This window comes from Nocardia sp. NBC_01503 (assembly GCF_036327755.1).
In the GTDB taxonomy this organism is placed as follows: domain Bacteria; phylum Actinomycetota; class Actinomycetes; order Mycobacteriales; family Mycobacteriaceae; genus Nocardia.
In genome coordinates, this window is sequence record NZ_CP109596.1 from 1,621,147 (window position 1) to 1,636,187 (window position 15,041).

The 15,041-nt window shown below is 65.9% G+C and carries 21 protein-coding genes; 5 read left to right on the top strand and 16 right to left on the bottom strand.

The annotated features are described in order from the left end of the window. Positions 1-14: 14 nt before the first annotated feature. Positions 15-467 (top strand): MarR family winged helix-turn-helix transcriptional regulator, encoded by a 453-nt coding sequence (locus OHB26_RS07330; RefSeq protein WP_330183460.1) that lies wholly within the window; start codon positions 15-17, stop codon positions 465-467. A 32-nt stretch (positions 468-499) separates the two neighbouring features. After that, complete coding sequence (locus OHB26_RS07335) at positions 500-922, top strand: pyridoxamine 5'-phosphate oxidase family protein (RefSeq protein WP_330183461.1); 423 nt, start codon at positions 500-502, stop codon at positions 920-922. A gap of 102 nt (positions 923-1,024) precedes the next feature. Here OHB26_RS07335 and rpsQ read toward each other — a convergent pair whose 3' ends face one another. The 12 genes from rpsQ to OHB26_RS07395 form a co-directional block, all read right to left on the bottom strand. Beyond that, positions 1,025-1,321 carry a 30S ribosomal protein S17 gene (gene rpsQ, locus OHB26_RS07340; protein ID WP_067571127.1) on the bottom strand — a complete coding sequence of 99 codons (297 nt, stop codon included), beginning with the start codon at positions 1,319-1,321 and terminating at the stop codon, positions 1,025-1,027. Next, entirely contained in the window at positions 1,318-1,557 is a 240-nt protein-coding gene (gene rpmC / locus OHB26_RS07345; protein WP_067571125.1) for a 50S ribosomal protein L29, read from the bottom strand. The genes rpsQ and rpmC overlap by 4 nt, the downstream gene beginning before the upstream one ends. Continuing rightward, on the bottom strand, positions 1,557-1,973 hold the full coding sequence (gene rplP, locus OHB26_RS07350; RefSeq protein ID WP_330183462.1) for a 50S ribosomal protein L16: 417 nt from the start codon (positions 1,971-1,973) through the stop codon (positions 1,557-1,559). Before rplP ends, rpmC begins: the two co-directional genes overlap by 1 nt. A gap of 3 nt (positions 1,974-1,976) precedes the next feature. Beyond that, positions 1,977-2,783, bottom strand: coding sequence for a 30S ribosomal protein S3 (rpsC, locus tag OHB26_RS07355; RefSeq protein WP_067571121.1), 807 nt, complete (start codon positions 2,781-2,783; stop codon positions 1,977-1,979). Further along, a complete protein-coding gene (gene rplV / locus OHB26_RS07360; protein WP_067519526.1) occupies positions 2,784-3,185 on the bottom strand; it encodes a 50S ribosomal protein L22 in 402 nt (133 codons plus the stop codon). It abuts the gene before it with no gap. Beyond that, entirely contained in the window at positions 3,182-3,463 is a 282-nt protein-coding gene (gene rpsS, locus OHB26_RS07365; protein ID WP_040804204.1) for a 30S ribosomal protein S19, read from the bottom strand. Before rpsS ends, rplV begins: the two co-directional genes overlap by 4 nt. 14 nt (positions 3,464-3,477) lie before the next feature. Next, the gene (gene rplB / locus OHB26_RS07370) at positions 3,478-4,308 is read right to left on the bottom strand and encodes a 50S ribosomal protein L2 (RefSeq protein ID WP_067571117.1); all 831 of its coding nucleotides are present in this window, start codon (positions 4,306-4,308) and stop codon (positions 3,478-3,480) included. Between the two features lie 33 nt (positions 4,309-4,341). Continuing rightward, the gene (gene rplW, locus OHB26_RS07375) at positions 4,342-4,647 is read right to left on the bottom strand and encodes a 50S ribosomal protein L23 (RefSeq protein ID WP_067571115.1); all 306 of its coding nucleotides are present in this window, start codon (positions 4,645-4,647) and stop codon (positions 4,342-4,344) included. Next, on the bottom strand, positions 4,644-5,315 hold the full coding sequence (rplD, locus tag OHB26_RS07380) for a 50S ribosomal protein L4 (RefSeq protein WP_067571113.1): 672 nt from the start codon (positions 5,313-5,315) through the stop codon (positions 4,644-4,646). The genes rplW and rplD overlap by 4 nt, the downstream gene beginning before the upstream one ends. Continuing rightward, a complete protein-coding gene (gene rplC, locus OHB26_RS07385; protein ID WP_330183463.1) occupies positions 5,312-5,977 on the bottom strand; it encodes a 50S ribosomal protein L3 in 666 nt (221 codons plus the stop codon). The genes rplD and rplC overlap by 4 nt, the downstream gene beginning before the upstream one ends. A gap of 14 nt (positions 5,978-5,991) precedes the next feature. Then, on the bottom strand, positions 5,992-6,297 hold the full coding sequence (gene rpsJ / locus OHB26_RS07390) for a 30S ribosomal protein S10 (RefSeq protein ID WP_003938093.1): 306 nt from the start codon (positions 6,295-6,297) through the stop codon (positions 5,992-5,994). Positions 6,298-6,818: 521 nt separating this feature from the next. Further along, positions 6,819-7,172, bottom strand: a complete 354-nt coding sequence (locus OHB26_RS07395) for a hypothetical protein (RefSeq protein WP_330183464.1) — start codon at positions 7,170-7,172, stop codon at positions 6,819-6,821. A gap of 206 nt (positions 7,173-7,378) precedes the next feature. Here OHB26_RS07395 and OHB26_RS07400 point away from each other — a divergent pair, with 206 nt between their 5' ends. Both OHB26_RS07400 and OHB26_RS07405 read left to right on the top strand, forming a co-directional pair. Further along, a complete protein-coding gene (locus OHB26_RS07400) occupies positions 7,379-7,855 on the top strand; it encodes a hotdog fold domain-containing protein (protein ID WP_330183465.1) in 477 nt (158 codons plus the stop codon). A 154-nt stretch (positions 7,856-8,009) separates the two neighbouring features. Further along, the gene (locus tag OHB26_RS07405) at positions 8,010-9,224 is read left to right on the top strand and encodes a lycopene cyclase family protein (RefSeq protein WP_330183466.1); all 1,215 of its coding nucleotides are present in this window, start codon (positions 8,010-8,012) and stop codon (positions 9,222-9,224) included. Positions 9,225-9,283: 59 nt separating this feature from the next. Here the strand turns inward: OHB26_RS07405 and OHB26_RS07410 are convergent, their stop codons facing one another. From OHB26_RS07410 to OHB26_RS07425, 4 genes are all read right to left on the bottom strand, one after another. Next, positions 9,284-10,312, bottom strand: coding sequence for an SDR family oxidoreductase (locus tag OHB26_RS07410; protein ID WP_330183467.1), 1,029 nt, complete (start codon positions 10,310-10,312; stop codon positions 9,284-9,286). 90 nt (positions 10,313-10,402) lie between these two features. Continuing rightward, complete coding sequence (locus OHB26_RS07415) at positions 10,403-11,245, bottom strand: ABC transporter permease (RefSeq protein WP_442942987.1); 843 nt, start codon at positions 11,243-11,245, stop codon at positions 10,403-10,405. A 38-nt stretch (positions 11,246-11,283) separates the two neighbouring features. After that, the gene (locus tag OHB26_RS07420) at positions 11,284-12,099 is read right to left on the bottom strand and encodes an ABC transporter permease (RefSeq protein WP_442942871.1); all 816 of its coding nucleotides are present in this window, start codon (positions 12,097-12,099) and stop codon (positions 11,284-11,286) included. Next, the gene (locus OHB26_RS07425) at positions 12,096-13,106 is read right to left on the bottom strand and encodes an ATP-binding cassette domain-containing protein (RefSeq protein WP_330183469.1); all 1,011 of its coding nucleotides are present in this window, start codon (positions 13,104-13,106) and stop codon (positions 12,096-12,098) included. The genes OHB26_RS07420 and OHB26_RS07425 overlap by 4 nt, the downstream gene beginning before the upstream one ends. A gap of 305 nt (positions 13,107-13,411) precedes the next feature. Between OHB26_RS07425 and OHB26_RS07430 the strand changes: the two genes are divergently transcribed. Then, positions 13,412-14,893 (top strand): aldehyde dehydrogenase family protein, encoded by a 1,482-nt coding sequence (locus OHB26_RS07430; protein WP_330183470.1) that lies wholly within the window; start codon positions 13,412-13,414, stop codon positions 14,891-14,893. The last annotated feature ends 148 nt before the right edge of the window (positions 14,894-15,041 follow it).

The window sequence follows — 15,041 nt, forward strand, 5'->3', positions numbered from 1 at the left end:
TCTATCCTGGTGAGATGACCGCGACCGATCCGGCTCTCACCGCCCTGGCCCAGGGCTGGTGCGCCCTGGCCATGCTGCACGGGCGCATCGAAGCGCATATCGAACGCGCACTACAGGCCGGCCACGACCTCAGCGTCCGCGAATACTCCCTGCTCGACGTCCTCAGTCGGCAACATGACGGGGATGGCGGCCACCTGCAGATGAAGCAGGTCGCCGACGCCGTGGTGCTGTCCCAGAGCGCGACCACCCGCCTGGTCACCCGGCTCGAGGACCGCGGCCTGCTCGAGCGCTACCTCTGCCCGACCGATCGGCGCGGTATCTACACCAATGTCACCGAATCCGGTCGCACCCTGCTCGAACAGGCCCGCCCCACCAATGACGCCGCCCTGCGCGAAGCCCTGGACCAGGCCGCCACCAACCCCGAACTGGCTCCACTGGTGCATGCCGTCGAATCTCTGCACACCTGAACCGGTCATACCCCCGCGCTACCGTGGATGGCATGGCACTGACGTTGGAAGAACGACAGAGTTTCCTGGCCCAACCACACATCGGCGCACTGGCGGTCAATGACGAACCGGATCGAGCGCCACTGAACGTCCCCATCTGGTACCAATACGAGCCGGGTGGCGAGCTCTGGGTCCTCACCGGTCCCGATTCACGAAAGATGCGGCGGCTGAAGGAATCCGGCCGGTTCAGCATTATGGCCCAGGCCCTGGAACCCACCGTCCGCTATGTGACGGCGGAGGGCCCGATCACCCGCGTCACCCCCGTCACCGATGAGATGCACCGCGAGATGGCCGCCCACTATCTCACCCCCGACCAGGTCGAGGCGTATATGAAGCAGGCCGACGCCATCGGTGACCAGGTGGCCGTCTATATGCGGCCCGAACACTGGCTATCGGCCGATATGGGTTCCTTCTGACACCTCACGGCGCGCGGCTCGTCTGATGAAATGACGAAGGCCCGCCTCCACATGGGAAGCGGGCCTTCGTATTTCGACTGCTGTCGAAGTCCGGAGCAGACCTTACTTGGCCTTCTCCAGCACCTCGACCAGACGCCAGCGCTTGGTGGCGGACAGCGGACGGGTCTCCATCAGCTGCACGCGGTCACCGATACCGGCGATCTCGTTCTCGTCGTGCGCCTTGACCTTCGAGGTGGTGCGGATGATCTTGCCGTAAAGCTTGTGCTTCACGCGATCTTCCAGCTCGACCACGATGGTCTTGGTCATCTTGTCGGAGACAACGTAGCCGATGCGCACCTTGCGCTGGCCCCGCTCCTCTGCCTTGGCCGGCGTCTTGGCCGGGCCCTTTACGTCGCTCATGCGGCGTCTCCCTTGCCTTCAGGACCGGAGGCCAGGCCGAGCTCGCGCTCCCGCATGACCGTGTAGATGCGCGCGATCTCGTGGCGGACCACACGCAGACGACGATTGTTGGTCAGCTGACCGGTCGCCATCTGGAAGCGCAGGTTGAACAGCTCTTCCTTGCCTTCACGCAGTTTCGCGACGAGCTCCTCTTCGGTCAGCTCGCGCAGCTCTGCAGCCGGAGTTCCGGTAGCCATCAGAACTGCTCCTCTCGCGTCACGATCCTGCACTTCATGGGGAGCTTGTGCATCGCGCGGCGCAGGGCCTCACGAGCGGTCTCCTCATTCGGGTAAGACATCTCGAACATGACCCGTCCCGGCTTCACGTTCGCGATCCACCACTCCGGCGAACCCTTACCGGAACCCATGCGGGTTTCGGCCGGCTTCTTGGTGAGCGGGCGATCGGGGTAGATGTTGATCCAGATCTTGCCGCCACGCTTGATGTGGCGGGTCATCGCGATACGCGCCGACTCGATCTGACGGTTGGTCACGTAAGCCGGCTCCAGAGCCTGGATGCCGTACTCACCGAACGCAACCGAGGTGCCGCCCTTGGACATGCCCGAACGGCTGGGGTGATGCTGCTTACGGTGCTTGACCTTGCGAGGCATCAACATAGGTCAGCCCTCCTGGGTCGTCTCAGCCGGAGCTTCCGCGACAGCAGTCGCGGCACGCCCGGCCTCAGTGCTGGTCGCGGTTGTGCCCTGGGCACCCGAACGACGCGGGCGGCTGGGCCGCTCACGACGCGGGCGATCACGGTCACCGGCGGGCGCTGCGGTCGCGGTGACCTCACGCTTGCCACCGACGATGTCGCCCTTGTAGATCCACACCTTCACGCCGATACGGCCGAAGGTGGTGCGGGCCTCGTACAGGCCGTAGTCGATGTCCGCGCGAAGCGTGTGCAGCGGCACACGGCCTTCGCGGTAGAACTCCGAGCGCGACATTTCGGCGCCACCGAGGCGGCCCGAGCACTGCACGCGGATGCCCTTGACGTTCGGCGAACGCATGGCCGACTGAATGGCCTTACGCATCGCACGACGGAACGCCACACGGTTCGACAGCTGCTCGGCCACACCCTGGGCAACGAGCTGCGCATCCGACTCGGGGTTCTTGACCTCGAGGATGTTCAGCTGCACCTGCTTGCCGGTGAGCTTCTCCAGCTCGGCACGGATGCGGTCGGCCTCGGCGCCACGGCGGCCGATCACGATGCCCGGACGCGCGGTGTGGATATCCACACGGACGCGATCACGGGTGCGCTCGATCTCGACCTTCGAGATGCCCGCGCGCTCCATACCGGTGGAGAGGAGCTTGCGGATCTTGACGTCTTCTCCGACGTATTCCTTGTACTGCTTGTCGGCGTACCAGCGCGACTTCCAGTCGGTGGTGATGCCGAGGCGGAAGCCGTGGGGATTGATCTTCTGTCCCATTTACTTCGCCCCTCCCTTCCGGCGGCTACGAGTGGCAGCGCCGGCAGTGGGCACGCTCTCGACCTCGATGGTGATGTGGCTGGTGCGCTTGCGAATCCGGAACGCACGGCCCTGGGCACGCGGCTGGAAACGCTTCATGGTCGCGCCCTCGTCGACAAACGCCGTCGAGATGACCAGGGTCGCCGGGTTGAGGCCGAGGTTGTTCTCGGCGTTGGCGGCCGCCGAGGCGACAACCTTCGCAACCGGCTCGCTGGCGGCCTGCGGAGCGAACCGCAGGATGTTCAGCGCATCCTCGACCCGCTTGCCGCGGACCAGGTCCACAACACGACGAGCCTTCATGGGCGTCACGCGGACATGCTTGGCGGTCGCGCGTGCGGTCTGATTCTGAGTTTCAGTGCTCATCGCCGCTTGCTCTTCCGATCTTCCTTGACGTGGCTCTTGAACGTCCGAGTCGGCGCGAATTCACCGAGCTTGTGTCCGACCATGTTCTCCGACACGAACACCGGCACGTGCTTGCGGCCGTCGTGCACCGAGAACGTGTGGCCGATGAAATCGGGAATGATGGTGGAACGACGCGACCAGGTCTTGATGACCTGCTTCGTGCCCTTCTCGTTCTGTACGTCCACCTTCTTCAGGAGGTGGCCGTCGACGAACGGGCCCTTCTTCAGGCTACGTGGCATGTCTAACCTCCTCCTTAACGCTTCTTGCCGCGGCGGCGGACGATGAGCTTGTCGCTGGGACGGTTGGGCTTACGGGTACGGCCCTCGGGCTTGCCCCACGGCGAGACCGGGTGGCGACCACCGGAGGTCTTACCTTCACCACCACCGTGCGGGTGGTCGACCGGGTTCATCACGACACCACGGACGGTCGGGCGAACGCCCTTCCACCGCATACGGCCGGCCTTGCCCCAGTTGATGTTCGACTGCTCGGCGTTGCCGACCTCGCCGATGGTGGCGCGGCAGCGCACATCGACGCGACGGATTTCACCGGAGGGCATACGCAGGACGGCGTAGGCGCCTTCCTTACCCAGCAGCTGAATGCTCATACCGGCAGCGCGAGCCAGCTTGGCGCCGCCACCCGGACGCAGTTCCACCGCGTGAATGGTGGTACCGGTCGGGATCGAGCGCAGCGGCAGGTTGTTGCCGGGCTTGATGTCCGCGCCGGTGCCGGACTCGATCTTCGTGCCCTGGGCAATGCCCTTGGGCGCGATGATGTAGCGCTTCTCGCCATCCGCGAAGTGCAGAAGGGCGATATTGGCGGTGCGGTTGGGGTCGTATTCGATGTGCGCGACCTTGGCCGGGATGCCGTCCTTGTCCAAACGACGGAAGTCGATCAGACGGTAGGCACGCTTGTGGCCGCCACCCTTGTGACGAGTGGTGATGCGGCCCTGAGCGTTACGGCCACCGGTCTTGGTGAGCGGACGCAGCAGCGACTTCTCGGGGGTCGAGCGGGTGATCTCGGCGAAGTCCGAGACCGAGGCACCGCGGCGACCCGGGGTTGTCGGCTTGTACTTACGGATTGCCATGAGTTCTTCTCTACTTTCTGAAGTCCCCGCCGCTTACGCGACCGGGCCTCCGAAGATCTCGATGGGCTTGCTGTCGGCCGAGAGGGTCACGAGCGCGCGCTTGGTGCTCTTGCGCTTGCCGTAACCGAAGCGGGTCCGCTTGCGCTTGCCCTGACGGTTAGCGGTGTTGACGCTGGTCACCGTGACGCCGAAGACCTTCTCGACGGCAATCTTGATCTGCGTCTTGTTGGAGTCCGGGTGCACGATGAAGGTGTAGGTACCCTCTTCGATCAGTCCATAGGACTTCTCGGAGATGACCGGCGCCAGCAGAATGTCGCGGGGGTCGGCGATCGTGGTCACTTGCTCTCCTCCTGTGCAGCTTCGGCAGGGCCGTGCACGAAGGCGTTGAGCGCCTCGACGGAGAAGATGACCTCATCGGCCTTCAGCACGTCGTAGGTGTTCAGCTGATCGGGAGCGATCGGGTGCACGTTCTGCAGGTTCGCGACGCTCTTCCACGTGGCGATGTCCTCGCGACCGACGACCACCAGGAGCTGCTTGCGAGTCGAGAGCTCGGCAAGGAAGTTCTTGGCGACCTTGGTCGACGGGGTCTGACCCGGGACCAGTTCGGTGATCACATGGATGCGTTCGTTGCGAGCCCGGTCGGAGAGAGCGCCACGCAGTGCGGCGACCTTCATCTTCTTGGGCAGGCGCTGGGTGTAGTCACGCGGCTGCGGGCCGTGGACGGTGCCACCACCGGCGAACTGCGGCGCACGGGTCGAACCCTGGCGCGCGCGGCCGGTGCCCTTCTGGCGGTACGGCTTACGCCCACCACCACGGACTTCACCGCGGGTCTTGGTCGCATGGGTGCCTTGGCGAGCCGCGGCCAGCTGGGCCACGACGACCTGGTGCATCAGCGAGATGTTGGCGGTTACGTCGAAGATCTCCGCGGGGAGCTCGACGGTGCCCTCGGTCTTGCCGCCAGCGGCCTTGACCGTGAGCGTCAGGTTGGTCTTGGTCTCGGTGCTCATGCCCGGGCACCACCCTTCACTGCACTCTTGACGATCACGATGTGGCCGCGACGGCCCGGGATCGCACCCTTGATCAGCAGCAGACCGTTCTCGGCATCCACCTTGTGGACCGTGAGGTTCTGCGTGGTCACGCGGTCGCTACCCATCCGGCCGGACATACGCATGCCCTTGAACACGCGGCCCGGGGTGGAGCAACCACCGATGGAACCCGGACGACGGTGCACAGCCTGCGCGCCGTGCGAGGCGCCCTGGCCCTTGAAGCCGTGACGCTTCATGGTGCCCGCGAAGCCCTTGCCCTTGGAGGTGCCCGTCACGTCGACGTAGCTGCCCTCGGCGAAGGCCTCCGCGCCGATCTCCTGGCCGACCTCGAAGGAATCGACGTCAGCGACGCGGATCTCCGTGATGTGGCGGCGAGGGGTGACACCGGCCTTGGCGAACTGGCCGGAGACCGGCTTGTTCACCTTGCGCGGGTCGATGGCGCCGTAAGCGATCTGGATGGCGGCGTAGCCATCGCGCTCAGCGGTGCGGATCTGGGTCACGACGTTCGGACCGGCCTTGACGACGGTCACCGGAACAACGCGGTTCTTCTCGTCGAAGACCTGGGTCATACCGAGCTTGGTTCCCAGGATGCCGGCAGCCGGCCTGCTCTTGTTGTCAGTCATATCTGGAATCCCCGTCACTGAATGTTGACGTCGACGCTGGCCGGGAGGTCGATACGCATGAGAGCGTCAACCGTCTTCGGCGTCGGGTCGAGGATGTCGATCAGCCGCTTGTGTGTACGCATCTCGAAGTGCTCGCGCGAGTCTTTGTACTTGTGCGGCGAACGGATAACGCAGTACACGTTCTTTTCGGTGGGCAACGGCACCGGGCCAACGACGCGGGCACCCGTACGGGTGACCGTCTCAACGATCTTGCGCGCAGACGCGTCGATCGCCTCATGGTCGTAGGCCTTGAGCCTGATGCGGATCTTCTGTCCCGCCACGCTGAGTGTCCTTTTCTCCGCTTAACGTTTGTGCCCCAAGAGCTTTCGCTCTCGAAACACCCTCATTTGCACAGCCCGAACACACGAAGACGCATCAGCCACCACACGACCCGGCCTCTCGAGGCCCGATCCATCGCCGCTGTTCATCTGTCATGGTTCCATCCGGTCCACGCGGTCGGGCGTGTCGCCCATCCGCTCATTCTTCGGCCCGAGTGATCTCTGAGCCTTGGAACCTTGTCCCGGAAGCACCCGCGCCTATCCGGCGGGGTACAAGAGTGGGTCCTACTCACCCGCCACCACCTGCGCCTTTCCTGAAGGAAGGCACAACCCGGTGCGGGCAACCTGAACAGTATGCCCCACGGCTATGGGGGACTTCAAATCGGCCCCCCAGTCCCCCGGAATCGCGATGGAGCAGGTCACAACCGTCGCCGCGTGCGGCTTTCAACCACGGGGTGTCGTCACCCGGGCGCGTCGCACGGGACGAGAACGCGGGCACCGCAACGATGCCCGCGATATCCCGATCAGGGCAGAATTTCTACCACCCGGACCGGGTAGCCCGCGTTGTCGGCGGGGTTGTACCACCCGATGCCGAATACCCCATTGCGCACGGCGGCCTCTGCCACGACATCCGGAACGCTCGCATAGACGACGTCCTCGTCCTGCGGCAAACGCGAAGCCGGATCGACGAACATGAGCGTCTGTCCATCCGGGGCCACTCGATCGAGCAGCCCCGGAATGGGGGAGTTGTTCAGCGCCGCGGTCTCGCCGCGATCGAACAGGACGGCGAGGTAGATGCCTTTGCCCGGATCGATGATCGGCGTCACCGCCGAGGCCGAGTTCGCCCCCACGGTGGTGGCGAACACTGCTCCCGCCAAGACAGCTCCCAGCGTGGCGGCAGCGGTACGAATACGCATGTCTTTCAGAACTCCAATTCCCCAACCCATACCGGCGAAATGGCACCGGTCCAGCCGCGCTCCTCACGCGGCGGTTCAACGTACCAAGCAAGTGCTCGGTTCGCCGCGCGTGCAGCTCGGCCCACCGCACCCTTCCCCCGAACTTACTTCTGAGTAAGATACGCGGTATGAGCAAAGAGACCGCCACCTACCGCGGCTGGAAGAAGCTGCCGGACAACCGCCTCGGCCACACCCTGTTCTCCCTTGGCATGGTCGCGCGCGTCCCCTACTTCGGCACCGTCCTGCCGACCGTGGTGCGCCTGGAACCCGGGCTCTGCGAAGTGACCGCCCCCAAATGGTTCGGCATCCACAATCACCTGAGCACCTTCCACGCCATCGCCGCCTGCAACCTCGCCGAGGTCGCCATGGGCATGCTGTCCGAGGCCACGGTCCCCGACACCCACCGCTGGATCCCCAAAGCCATGAACGTGCAATACCTGGCCAAGGCCAACTCCGGCCTCCGCGCGGTAGCCGAACTCCCCGAACTCCCGGACTTCTCGGCCATCACCGAAGGCCGGAACCTGATCGTCCCCGTCGCCATCTACGACAAATCCGGCGTCGAGGTAGTCCACGCCGACATCACCACCTGGGTCACCCCGAAGTAGTCCGGGAGCGGCGATTCTGCTGTCCCCCAGCAGAATCGCCTGGTGGGCCGCAAGGTGGCCCGGTCGCACCACCGCCCGCTTCCGAACACTCTCGGGGGGTGCGAAGTCGGGTGGATGGTGGTGGGGCGGGGGCGGGGCTGTTTGAATGCGAAGTATGAGTGGCCGGGTGGTTGGTGGGGTGGCGGATGTTTGTGTTGTGGGGTTGGGGCCCACGGGGCAGGCGCTCGCGCATCGGGCGATGAGTGCCGGGTTGAAGGTGGTGGGGGTGGATCCGCGGCCGGAGCGGGTGTGGCCGCCTACGTACTCGTGCTGGATCGATGAGCTGCCGGAGTGGTTGCCGGAGAGTGTGATTGCCAGTCGGGTGGATAAGCCGGTGGTGTGGACCAAGGGGGAGCATCGGATCGATCGGCCGTATTGCGTGTTGTCCAAGCCCGGGTTGAAGGCGGCGCTGGCGCTGGACGACGCGACCGTGATCGCGGGGCGGGCCAAGGTGGTCGAGGCGCATCGGGTGGTGGTGGCCGATGGCACCGAGATTCGGGCCGCGGTGGTTTTCGATACGCGCGGGCAGGTTTCACCTGGGCAGCGCCGGGTGGCGGCGGCGCACGGGATTTTCGTGCGGGAGGAGGTGGCCGCGCCGATGGTGACCCCGGGTGAGGGGCTGCTGCTGGATTGGCGGGATGAGAATGGCGCGGGAGCCGATGAGCCGCCGTCGTTCCTGTACGCCATGCCGCTCGGGGACGGGACCGTGGTTTTCGAGGAGACCAGTCTCGGGTTGCGGGGCGGGATGCCGCAGCACGAACTACGCAAGCGGACGCTACATCGACTGGAGCGGCACGGGATTCGGCTCACCGGCGACGAACCGACCGAGGCCGCGCACTATCCGCTCGATGACGTGCCGCCGAAATCCGGTCCCGGGCAATCGATTCCATTCGGTTCGCGGGGCGGAATGATGCATCCGTGCACCGGGTACAGCGTGGCGGATTCGCTGGCGCTGGTGGATACGGCGGTGGAAGCCGTTCAGCGGGGGCAGGATCCGATCGCGGCGCTGTGGCCGATGCGGGCGCGGCTGGTCTATTGGATGCGGATGCGCGGGGTGTACGGGCTGGGACGGCTCACCACCGAACAGTCGATCTCCATGTTCGACGCCTTCTTCACCGCCTCGCCGCGCCAGCAGCGGGCACTACTATCCGCGCATGACGATTACGCCGCGCTCGGCGGCGTGCTGTTCATGACCGTCGCCCGCACCTGGCCGTTCCGCTGGCGTTACGACCTGGTCGGCTGGACCAACCGAAATCGTTGGGTGGGTTGGGATTACGGGCGGCTCGAGCGCGGCGAGCTATCCGGGTTCGAGGACGACTCCGCATCCTGAACGCGCCGCGGGTGTGGGTCCCGGCCGAAAGCATGCCGGGATGACGGGGCGCCCGGCCCTCAGACCCAGTTCTCGATCCAGTATTTCCAGATGATGGGCGCGTAGCCGACCAGCGGCGGAACCCTGATATCGGTTCCGGCCAACGCGGCCTGGGCCTGGCGGGAGTCGAAGTGGCAGGCGAATTCGCTGTGCTCGATGACATCCATGGGCACCCCGACCTGACGCAGCGCCCAGCCCATGCCGGGTACGCGCAGCGTCACGTCGAGGGTTTGTTTCGGCATGACCTCCATGAGGTGCGGCGCCCCGGCCTCATCGGCGAAGAGGTTGAAGACCTCCGCGACGCTCTGCCGCCGGGGATCGGTGAGGTGGTAGGTCGCTCCCCCACCGCCTGGCCGATGTGCGAGGTGGTCGAGCGCGCGCGCCACGTAATCGACCGGAACCATATTGGTTTCGCCCAGTTGCGGTGAGACCACCGGAAGGATGCGCGGCAGCTGCGCCGCCATGCGCAGCAGCCGGAAGAAGTAGTAGGGCCCGTCGATGCGGTCGATCTCCCCGGTGTGCGAATCGCCGATGACGATCGAGGGCCGGTAGATCCGCCACGGCACCCTGTCCTGATCGCGCACGGCGCGTTCGGCCTCGAGCATGGCGCGCTGGTACGGGGAGCCGAGCACCTGTCCGACGTCGAACATGTCCTCGGTGAAGACCCCGTCCCAGCCGCCTGCGATCTGCGCGGTCGAAATATGGTGCAGCAGGCCCGCTTCCAGCTGTGCCGCGAGTTCGGCGACGCGCCGGGTGCCGCCGCCGGGTTCGACGGAGTCGAGTCCGCCCGCGAGGTGGAAGACGTGTTCGATCGAACCCCGATGCGCCGCAATCCAGCTCGGGTCGACGCCGATGCCGGGTGCGTTGAGGTCGCCGCGTACGGCGCGCACCCGGTCGCCCGCGTTCCACATCCGCCGGCAGCGGTTGAAGCGCAGGACGGAGTCCTCGCCGGGGCGCACCAGCACGTGGACGGTGGCGCCGCGTTTCAGTAGTTCGGGAACCAAGAACCGACCGATGAACCCAGTTGCCCCGGTAACCAGGTAAGCCATGGGCTCACCCTAGCGTGACGCGCGCCACACTCTGCCTGCGGCTCCGCAAAACGCTCAAAGCTCGCATGCGGGACGGATTCTCGTTGCCGATCAGGCTCCGGTCTCGGCCGCCTTGCGGTAGCCGCGGATTGCCGGATAACCGAATACCAGCACCATGCCGACCGCCCACGCGACCGTCTTCATCAACGGCATGGCGATCGGTCCGTCGTAGGCGAGCCCGCGCATGGCATCGATCGCCGTACTCATGGGCTGGTTCTCGACGGTCTTCTGCAGCCACACCGGGTACGCGAAGACGGGCACGAATCCGGTGTTGAAGAACATCAGCAGGGTGTTGATGACACCGATGACCTGCACCAGCATCACGCCCTCGGTGATGGTGGCGAGCGCGGTCACCAGCACCGCGAAGCCGATACCGAACAGCACCGGAATCAGCAGCATCGCCAGCGAAGCCGCTGGGCCGAACCAGAATCGGAAGCCGAGCCCGACTCCGACGGCGAGCACGATCAGCGAGGTGACGAAGACGCGAATCGCCTCGGCGAGCAGTCGGCCGGTGAGTCCGGCGGCGCGGTGCACCGGCATGGTCCAGAACCGGCCGAGCAGGCCGGTCACCTTCTCGACCTTGAATCCGAGTGCGGAGACCACCGATCCGGACATGGCGGCGACCAGCATGACCATCGGCACGGTGCCGTAGATGCTGGGTGTGCCGGTGGCCGAGCTGATCGAATCACCCAGCACCACACGGAACATCAGCAGCGTGGCCGCCGGGTACACGATGGTCTGAATGGTGGTCGCGGGGTCGCGCGCCCATCCGATCAGCAGTCGCTTGCACTGGATGAGGCTCTGCTCCAACCAGACCGCGAGCGCCCGCTCGGACCGCTGCTTCACCCGGGGCAGCGGCTGATGCCCCGCCCACGAATCCTGCTCCGCTGTCATCGTTTCGCCCTCGAACTGCTGGGCTTCGACTACCGAACTCATGACCGCCTCATACTCGCCCAGACCGCTGCCGGTACGAAGACCACAGCGGCGCCGATCACCCACAGCATCGGTACCCAGAACACACCCCAGGTCACCCCGTGCGCCGCCATATCGCGCAGTGCGAAGGAGAACTGCGAGATGGGCTGATTACGCACGAACGGCCGAACCCATGCGGGGAAGCCGGATTCCGGTACGAAGCCGCAGGAGAGCATGCCGAAGATGAGCGTCGGCAGGGTGAGCGCCTGACTCAATGATTCGGGGCTCTTGGTGAGCGATCCGAGTGCGTCGGCACCGATAGCGAGCACGGTGCCGACCGCTAGCGAGAACAGGCAGAACAGGATCGCCTGCCACCATCCGGCCACGAATCGGAAGCCGATCATATGACCCCAGCCGATGGCCGCGGCCAGTGAGACGATCGAGCGCACCAGCCCCGCGCTCAGGCGGGAGAGCAGCGGCACCATCTTGCCGACGGGCATGGTCTGCAATCGGGTGTTGAATCCGGTCATGGCCTCGAAGGCGGCCATCTGCGCGTTCGACATCATGGTGACGGACATGGTCTGCAGCACGATGATCGGCATGACGAACTGCGCGTAGTCGATGCCGCGGAATTGCATGACGTACTTGAGCGGCAGGTAGAACCCGAGCGTCAGCACCAGCGGAGTGATGGTCGCGAAGATCAGTTCGCCCTTGGTGGCCATCACCCAGAGGATGCGTCCGGTGAGCGCGCGCCACTGGCCGAAACTGTTCGGCTTGGACTTGGGCAGTCCGGCGAAAAGATCGGTGCGGACGGCTTCGACCGGCGCCGCGGTCACTGGGTGCCGCCCGTATGTCCGGTGAGCGAGAGGAAGACATCGTCGAGCGAGGGCCGGCGCAGCCCGATATCGGCGAGCGGGATACCGGCGGTGTCGAGTCGGCGTAGCGCCTCGGCGAGGGTCGCGGCCCCCTCCGGCGCGGGAATCGAAAGTCGGTCGCCGCCATCGATTTCGGCGCGCACGGTGGCGGGGACGAGATCGCCGAGCGCGTCGGCGGCCTGGATCAGATGGGTGGGGTCGAGTGGGACGACCTCGCAGTAGCTGCCGCCGGTCTTCTCCTTGAGCGCGTCCGCGGTGCCCTCGGCGATGACGGTGCCCTTGTCGATGACGATGATGTTGTCGCTGAGTACGTCGGCCTCTTCGAGGTACTGCGTGGTCAGCAGGACGGTGATGCCCTGGGTCTTGAGCGCGTTGACCAGATCCCAGACGCCCTGGCGACTGCGCGGGTCCAGGCCGGTGGTGGGTTCGTCGAGGAAGACGACCTCGGGCCGGACCACGAGTCCGCAGGCGATGTCGACACGGCGGCGCATACCGCCGGAGTAGTGCCGGACGGCGCGGCGGCCCGCGCTGGTGAGGTCGAACTCCTCGAGCAGGTTGTCCGCGCGCTGGCGGGCGGCCTTGCGGGGCAGGCCCATGAGGCGGCCGAAGAGTTCGAGGTTCTCACGTCCGGAGAGGTTCTCGTCCAGCGCCGCGTACTGGCCGGTCATCATGATCGATCGGCGGACGGCGGCGGGATCCTTGCGCACATCGTGTCCGGCGACCCGGGCGATGCCGGCGTCGGGGCGCAACAGGGTGGAGAGGATCTTGACGCAGGTGGTCTTCCCCGCGCCGTTGGGTCCGAGAATGCCGAGTACCTGTCCGCGTTCGGCGGTGAAGCTGATGCCGCTCAGGGCATGCACCTCACCGAAGGATTTGCGGACGTCTTCGACATATACGGCCGGATCGCTTCCGCCGCGCGCTGTTGTTGAAACGCTTTGCGGCGAATCCGGTTTGTCCTGGCTCGGCATCAACTCTCCACTATCGGCTGGGCGGGCAATTTCAGTCGCCCCGGGCGGCGGGTCCCCACATCCCCTCGGGATGATCCACTCCGTCGCGCGCGATGTTACCGGCCACTCGGATGCGGGGTCGTTGCTTTGCCTCAGCAGCATTGGATCAAACGTGAGCTTGACCACAAACCGGTAGGTCTACGAATAGCCGCGGATCCAGGGCCAGACCGGGCGGTCTGCTGAATTTCCGCACCTTGTCGGGGGTGTGCGTCGAACCATAGTCTGACGTGGAGGGGAGAGTTTTCGATGGCCACGAGAGGGTAACCATGGCCGAGTCTGCGCAGCAGCCACGGGCCGCAGCGCGCACCGGAGCGGGCCGATCCAAGGTCCTGACTTCGTACGATCCACGGACCGGGGAGGTCGTGGGCGATTTCGCCATTATGGGCGCCGGCGAGCTGACGCGCGCCGTGCGCGCCGCGAACACCACCGAACAGTGGTGGGCGACAATGGATTTCGCCGGACGCAAACGCTGGCTGCTGGATTGGAAACGCGCCATCGCGCGCGGCACCCGAGATCTGGTGGAGCTGATCAGCTCCGAGACCGGAAAACCGCGCCTCGACGCCGCCGTCGAGGTGACATTGGCGGTGGAACATCTGGATTGGGTCGCGCGCCATGCCGAGCGGACCCTGGGCCGCACCACCCGCGCCGCCGCCCGATTCCGGCGCGATCAGCCCGGTTCGATCGGACATCTGCCGCTGGGTGTGATCGGTGTACTCGGCCCGTGGCACAATCCCGTTCTCGCGCCGATGAATTCGATCGCCAGCGCCATGGCGGCGGGTAACGCGGTGGTCTTCAAACCGAGTGAACTGACCCCCGGCGTGGGCGCGTGGCTGGCCGATACCTGGAGTCGCCTGTCCCCCAGTCAGCCTGTGCTGCAGGTGGTTACCGGTGACAGCACCACGGCAACCGCACTCTGCCGGTCCCGGTTGGACAAGATCGCCTACACCGGCTCCCCCGCCGGAGCCCGCGAGGTGACCGTGCTCTGCGCGCAGACCGGTACACCGCTGATCGTCGAGCAGGGCGGTCGCGGCGCGATGGTGGTGCAGGTGGACGCCCGGCTCGATACCGCCGCTGCCGCAGCGGTTTACGGTTCCATGTCCAATTCCGGTCAGCATCCGGCGGGCGTACATGTGGTGTACGTCGCCGATTCGGTCTACGAGCCGTTCCTGGAACTGGTCGCCGCTGCGGCCCGCCGTCTGCGGCCCGCCGCCGACCGCCGCGCCTCCTACGGTCCGATGGTCCTGGAGGCCCAACTCGATGTGGTGCGCCGCCAGGTCCGCGACGCACTCACCCGCGGTGGTCGCGCCGTGGTCGGCAGCCTCGAATCGATCCGGGAGCCCTATATCGAACCGGTGGTCCTGACCGAGGTCCCCGAGGTGAGCCTGGCCATCACCGGCGACGCGGTAGGCCCGGTCCTCGTCGTCAATCGGGTAGCCGGTATGGACGAGGCGGTGGAACGGGTCAACGCCTCCGAAAGATCGCTCCCCGTAGCCGTTTTCACCCGCGACATCCGCAGCGTCCCCGAATTCGCCGAACGCCTGCGCACCCCACTGGTCACCGTCAACGCCACCCCGGTCTACGGAGTGAACGGCCCCGGCCGCATCCGCGACCCGCGATCCCTACTGGAATTCACCCGCCCCCAACTCATCACCGAACAGCGCCACCGAGACCCGTTGGGCACCTTCGACAATCACCCCCAGCGCCTCCGAATGGCAAGAGCCCTATTCCGCCTGCGTCATCGAGTCTGAGCCGACCACCCTCGTCATCCCGTCGGCGATCACTCTCATCCCCTCCGGGGCGGACACCTCGTCATCCCGGCATACTCCTGGCCGGGATCCACCGAACTCGTTGCAGCCCTGTGGATGTGGGTCCCGGCCAAAAGCGCGCCGGGATGAC

Excerpts from the sequence above, each read along its gene's own strand:
- rpsQ (WP_067571127.1), bottom strand. The coding sequence starts at position 1,321 with ATGAGCGACGTAAAGGGCCCGGCCAAGACGCCGGCCAAGGCAGAGGAG.
- OHB26_RS07415 (WP_442942987.1), bottom strand. The coding sequence starts at position 11,245 with ATGACAGCGGAGCAGGATTCGTGGGCGGGGCATCAGCCGCTGCCCCGG.
- OHB26_RS07425 (WP_330183469.1), bottom strand. The coding sequence starts at position 13,106 with ATGCCGAGCCAGGACAAACCGGATTCGCCGCAAAGCGTTTCAACAACA.
- rpmC (WP_067571125.1), bottom strand. The coding sequence starts at position 1,557 with ATGGCTACCGGAACTCCGGCTGCAGAGCTGCGCGAGCTGACCGAAGAG.
- rpsS (WP_040804204.1), bottom strand. The coding sequence starts at position 3,463 with ATGCCACGTAGCCTGAAGAAGGGCCCGTTCGTCGACGGCCACCTCCTG.
- OHB26_RS07335 (WP_330183461.1), top strand. The coding sequence starts at position 500 with ATGGCACTGACGTTGGAAGAACGACAGAGTTTCCTGGCCCAACCACAC.
- OHB26_RS07430 (WP_330183470.1), top strand. The coding sequence starts at position 13,412 with ATGGCCGAGTCTGCGCAGCAGCCACGGGCCGCAGCGCGCACCGGAGCG.
- rplB (WP_067571117.1), bottom strand. The coding sequence starts at position 4,308 with ATGGCAATCCGTAAGTACAAGCCGACAACCCCGGGTCGCCGCGGTGCC.
- rplV (WP_067519526.1), bottom strand. The coding sequence starts at position 3,185 with ATGAGCACTGAAACTCAGAATCAGACCGCACGCGCGACCGCCAAGCAT.
- rplC (WP_330183463.1), bottom strand. The coding sequence starts at position 5,977 with ATGACTGACAACAAGAGCAGGCCGGCTGCCGGCATCCTGGGAACCAAG.
- OHB26_RS07405 (WP_330183466.1), top strand. The coding sequence starts at position 8,010 with ATGAGTGGCCGGGTGGTTGGTGGGGTGGCGGATGTTTGTGTTGTGGGG.
- rpsC (WP_067571121.1), bottom strand. The coding sequence starts at position 2,783 with ATGGGACAGAAGATCAATCCCCACGGCTTCCGCCTCGGCATCACCACC.
- OHB26_RS07400 (WP_330183465.1), top strand. The coding sequence starts at position 7,379 with ATGAGCAAAGAGACCGCCACCTACCGCGGCTGGAAGAAGCTGCCGGAC.
- rplD (WP_067571113.1), bottom strand. The coding sequence starts at position 5,315 with ATGAGCACCGAGACCAAGACCAACCTGACGCTCACGGTCAAGGCCGCT.
- OHB26_RS07330 (WP_330183460.1), top strand. The coding sequence starts at position 15 with ATGACCGCGACCGATCCGGCTCTCACCGCCCTGGCCCAGGGCTGGTGC.
- OHB26_RS07410 (WP_330183467.1), bottom strand. The coding sequence starts at position 10,312 with ATGGCTTACCTGGTTACCGGGGCAACTGGGTTCATCGGTCGGTTCTTG.
- rplP (WP_330183462.1), bottom strand. The coding sequence starts at position 1,973 with ATGTTGATGCCTCGCAAGGTCAAGCACCGTAAGCAGCATCACCCCAGC.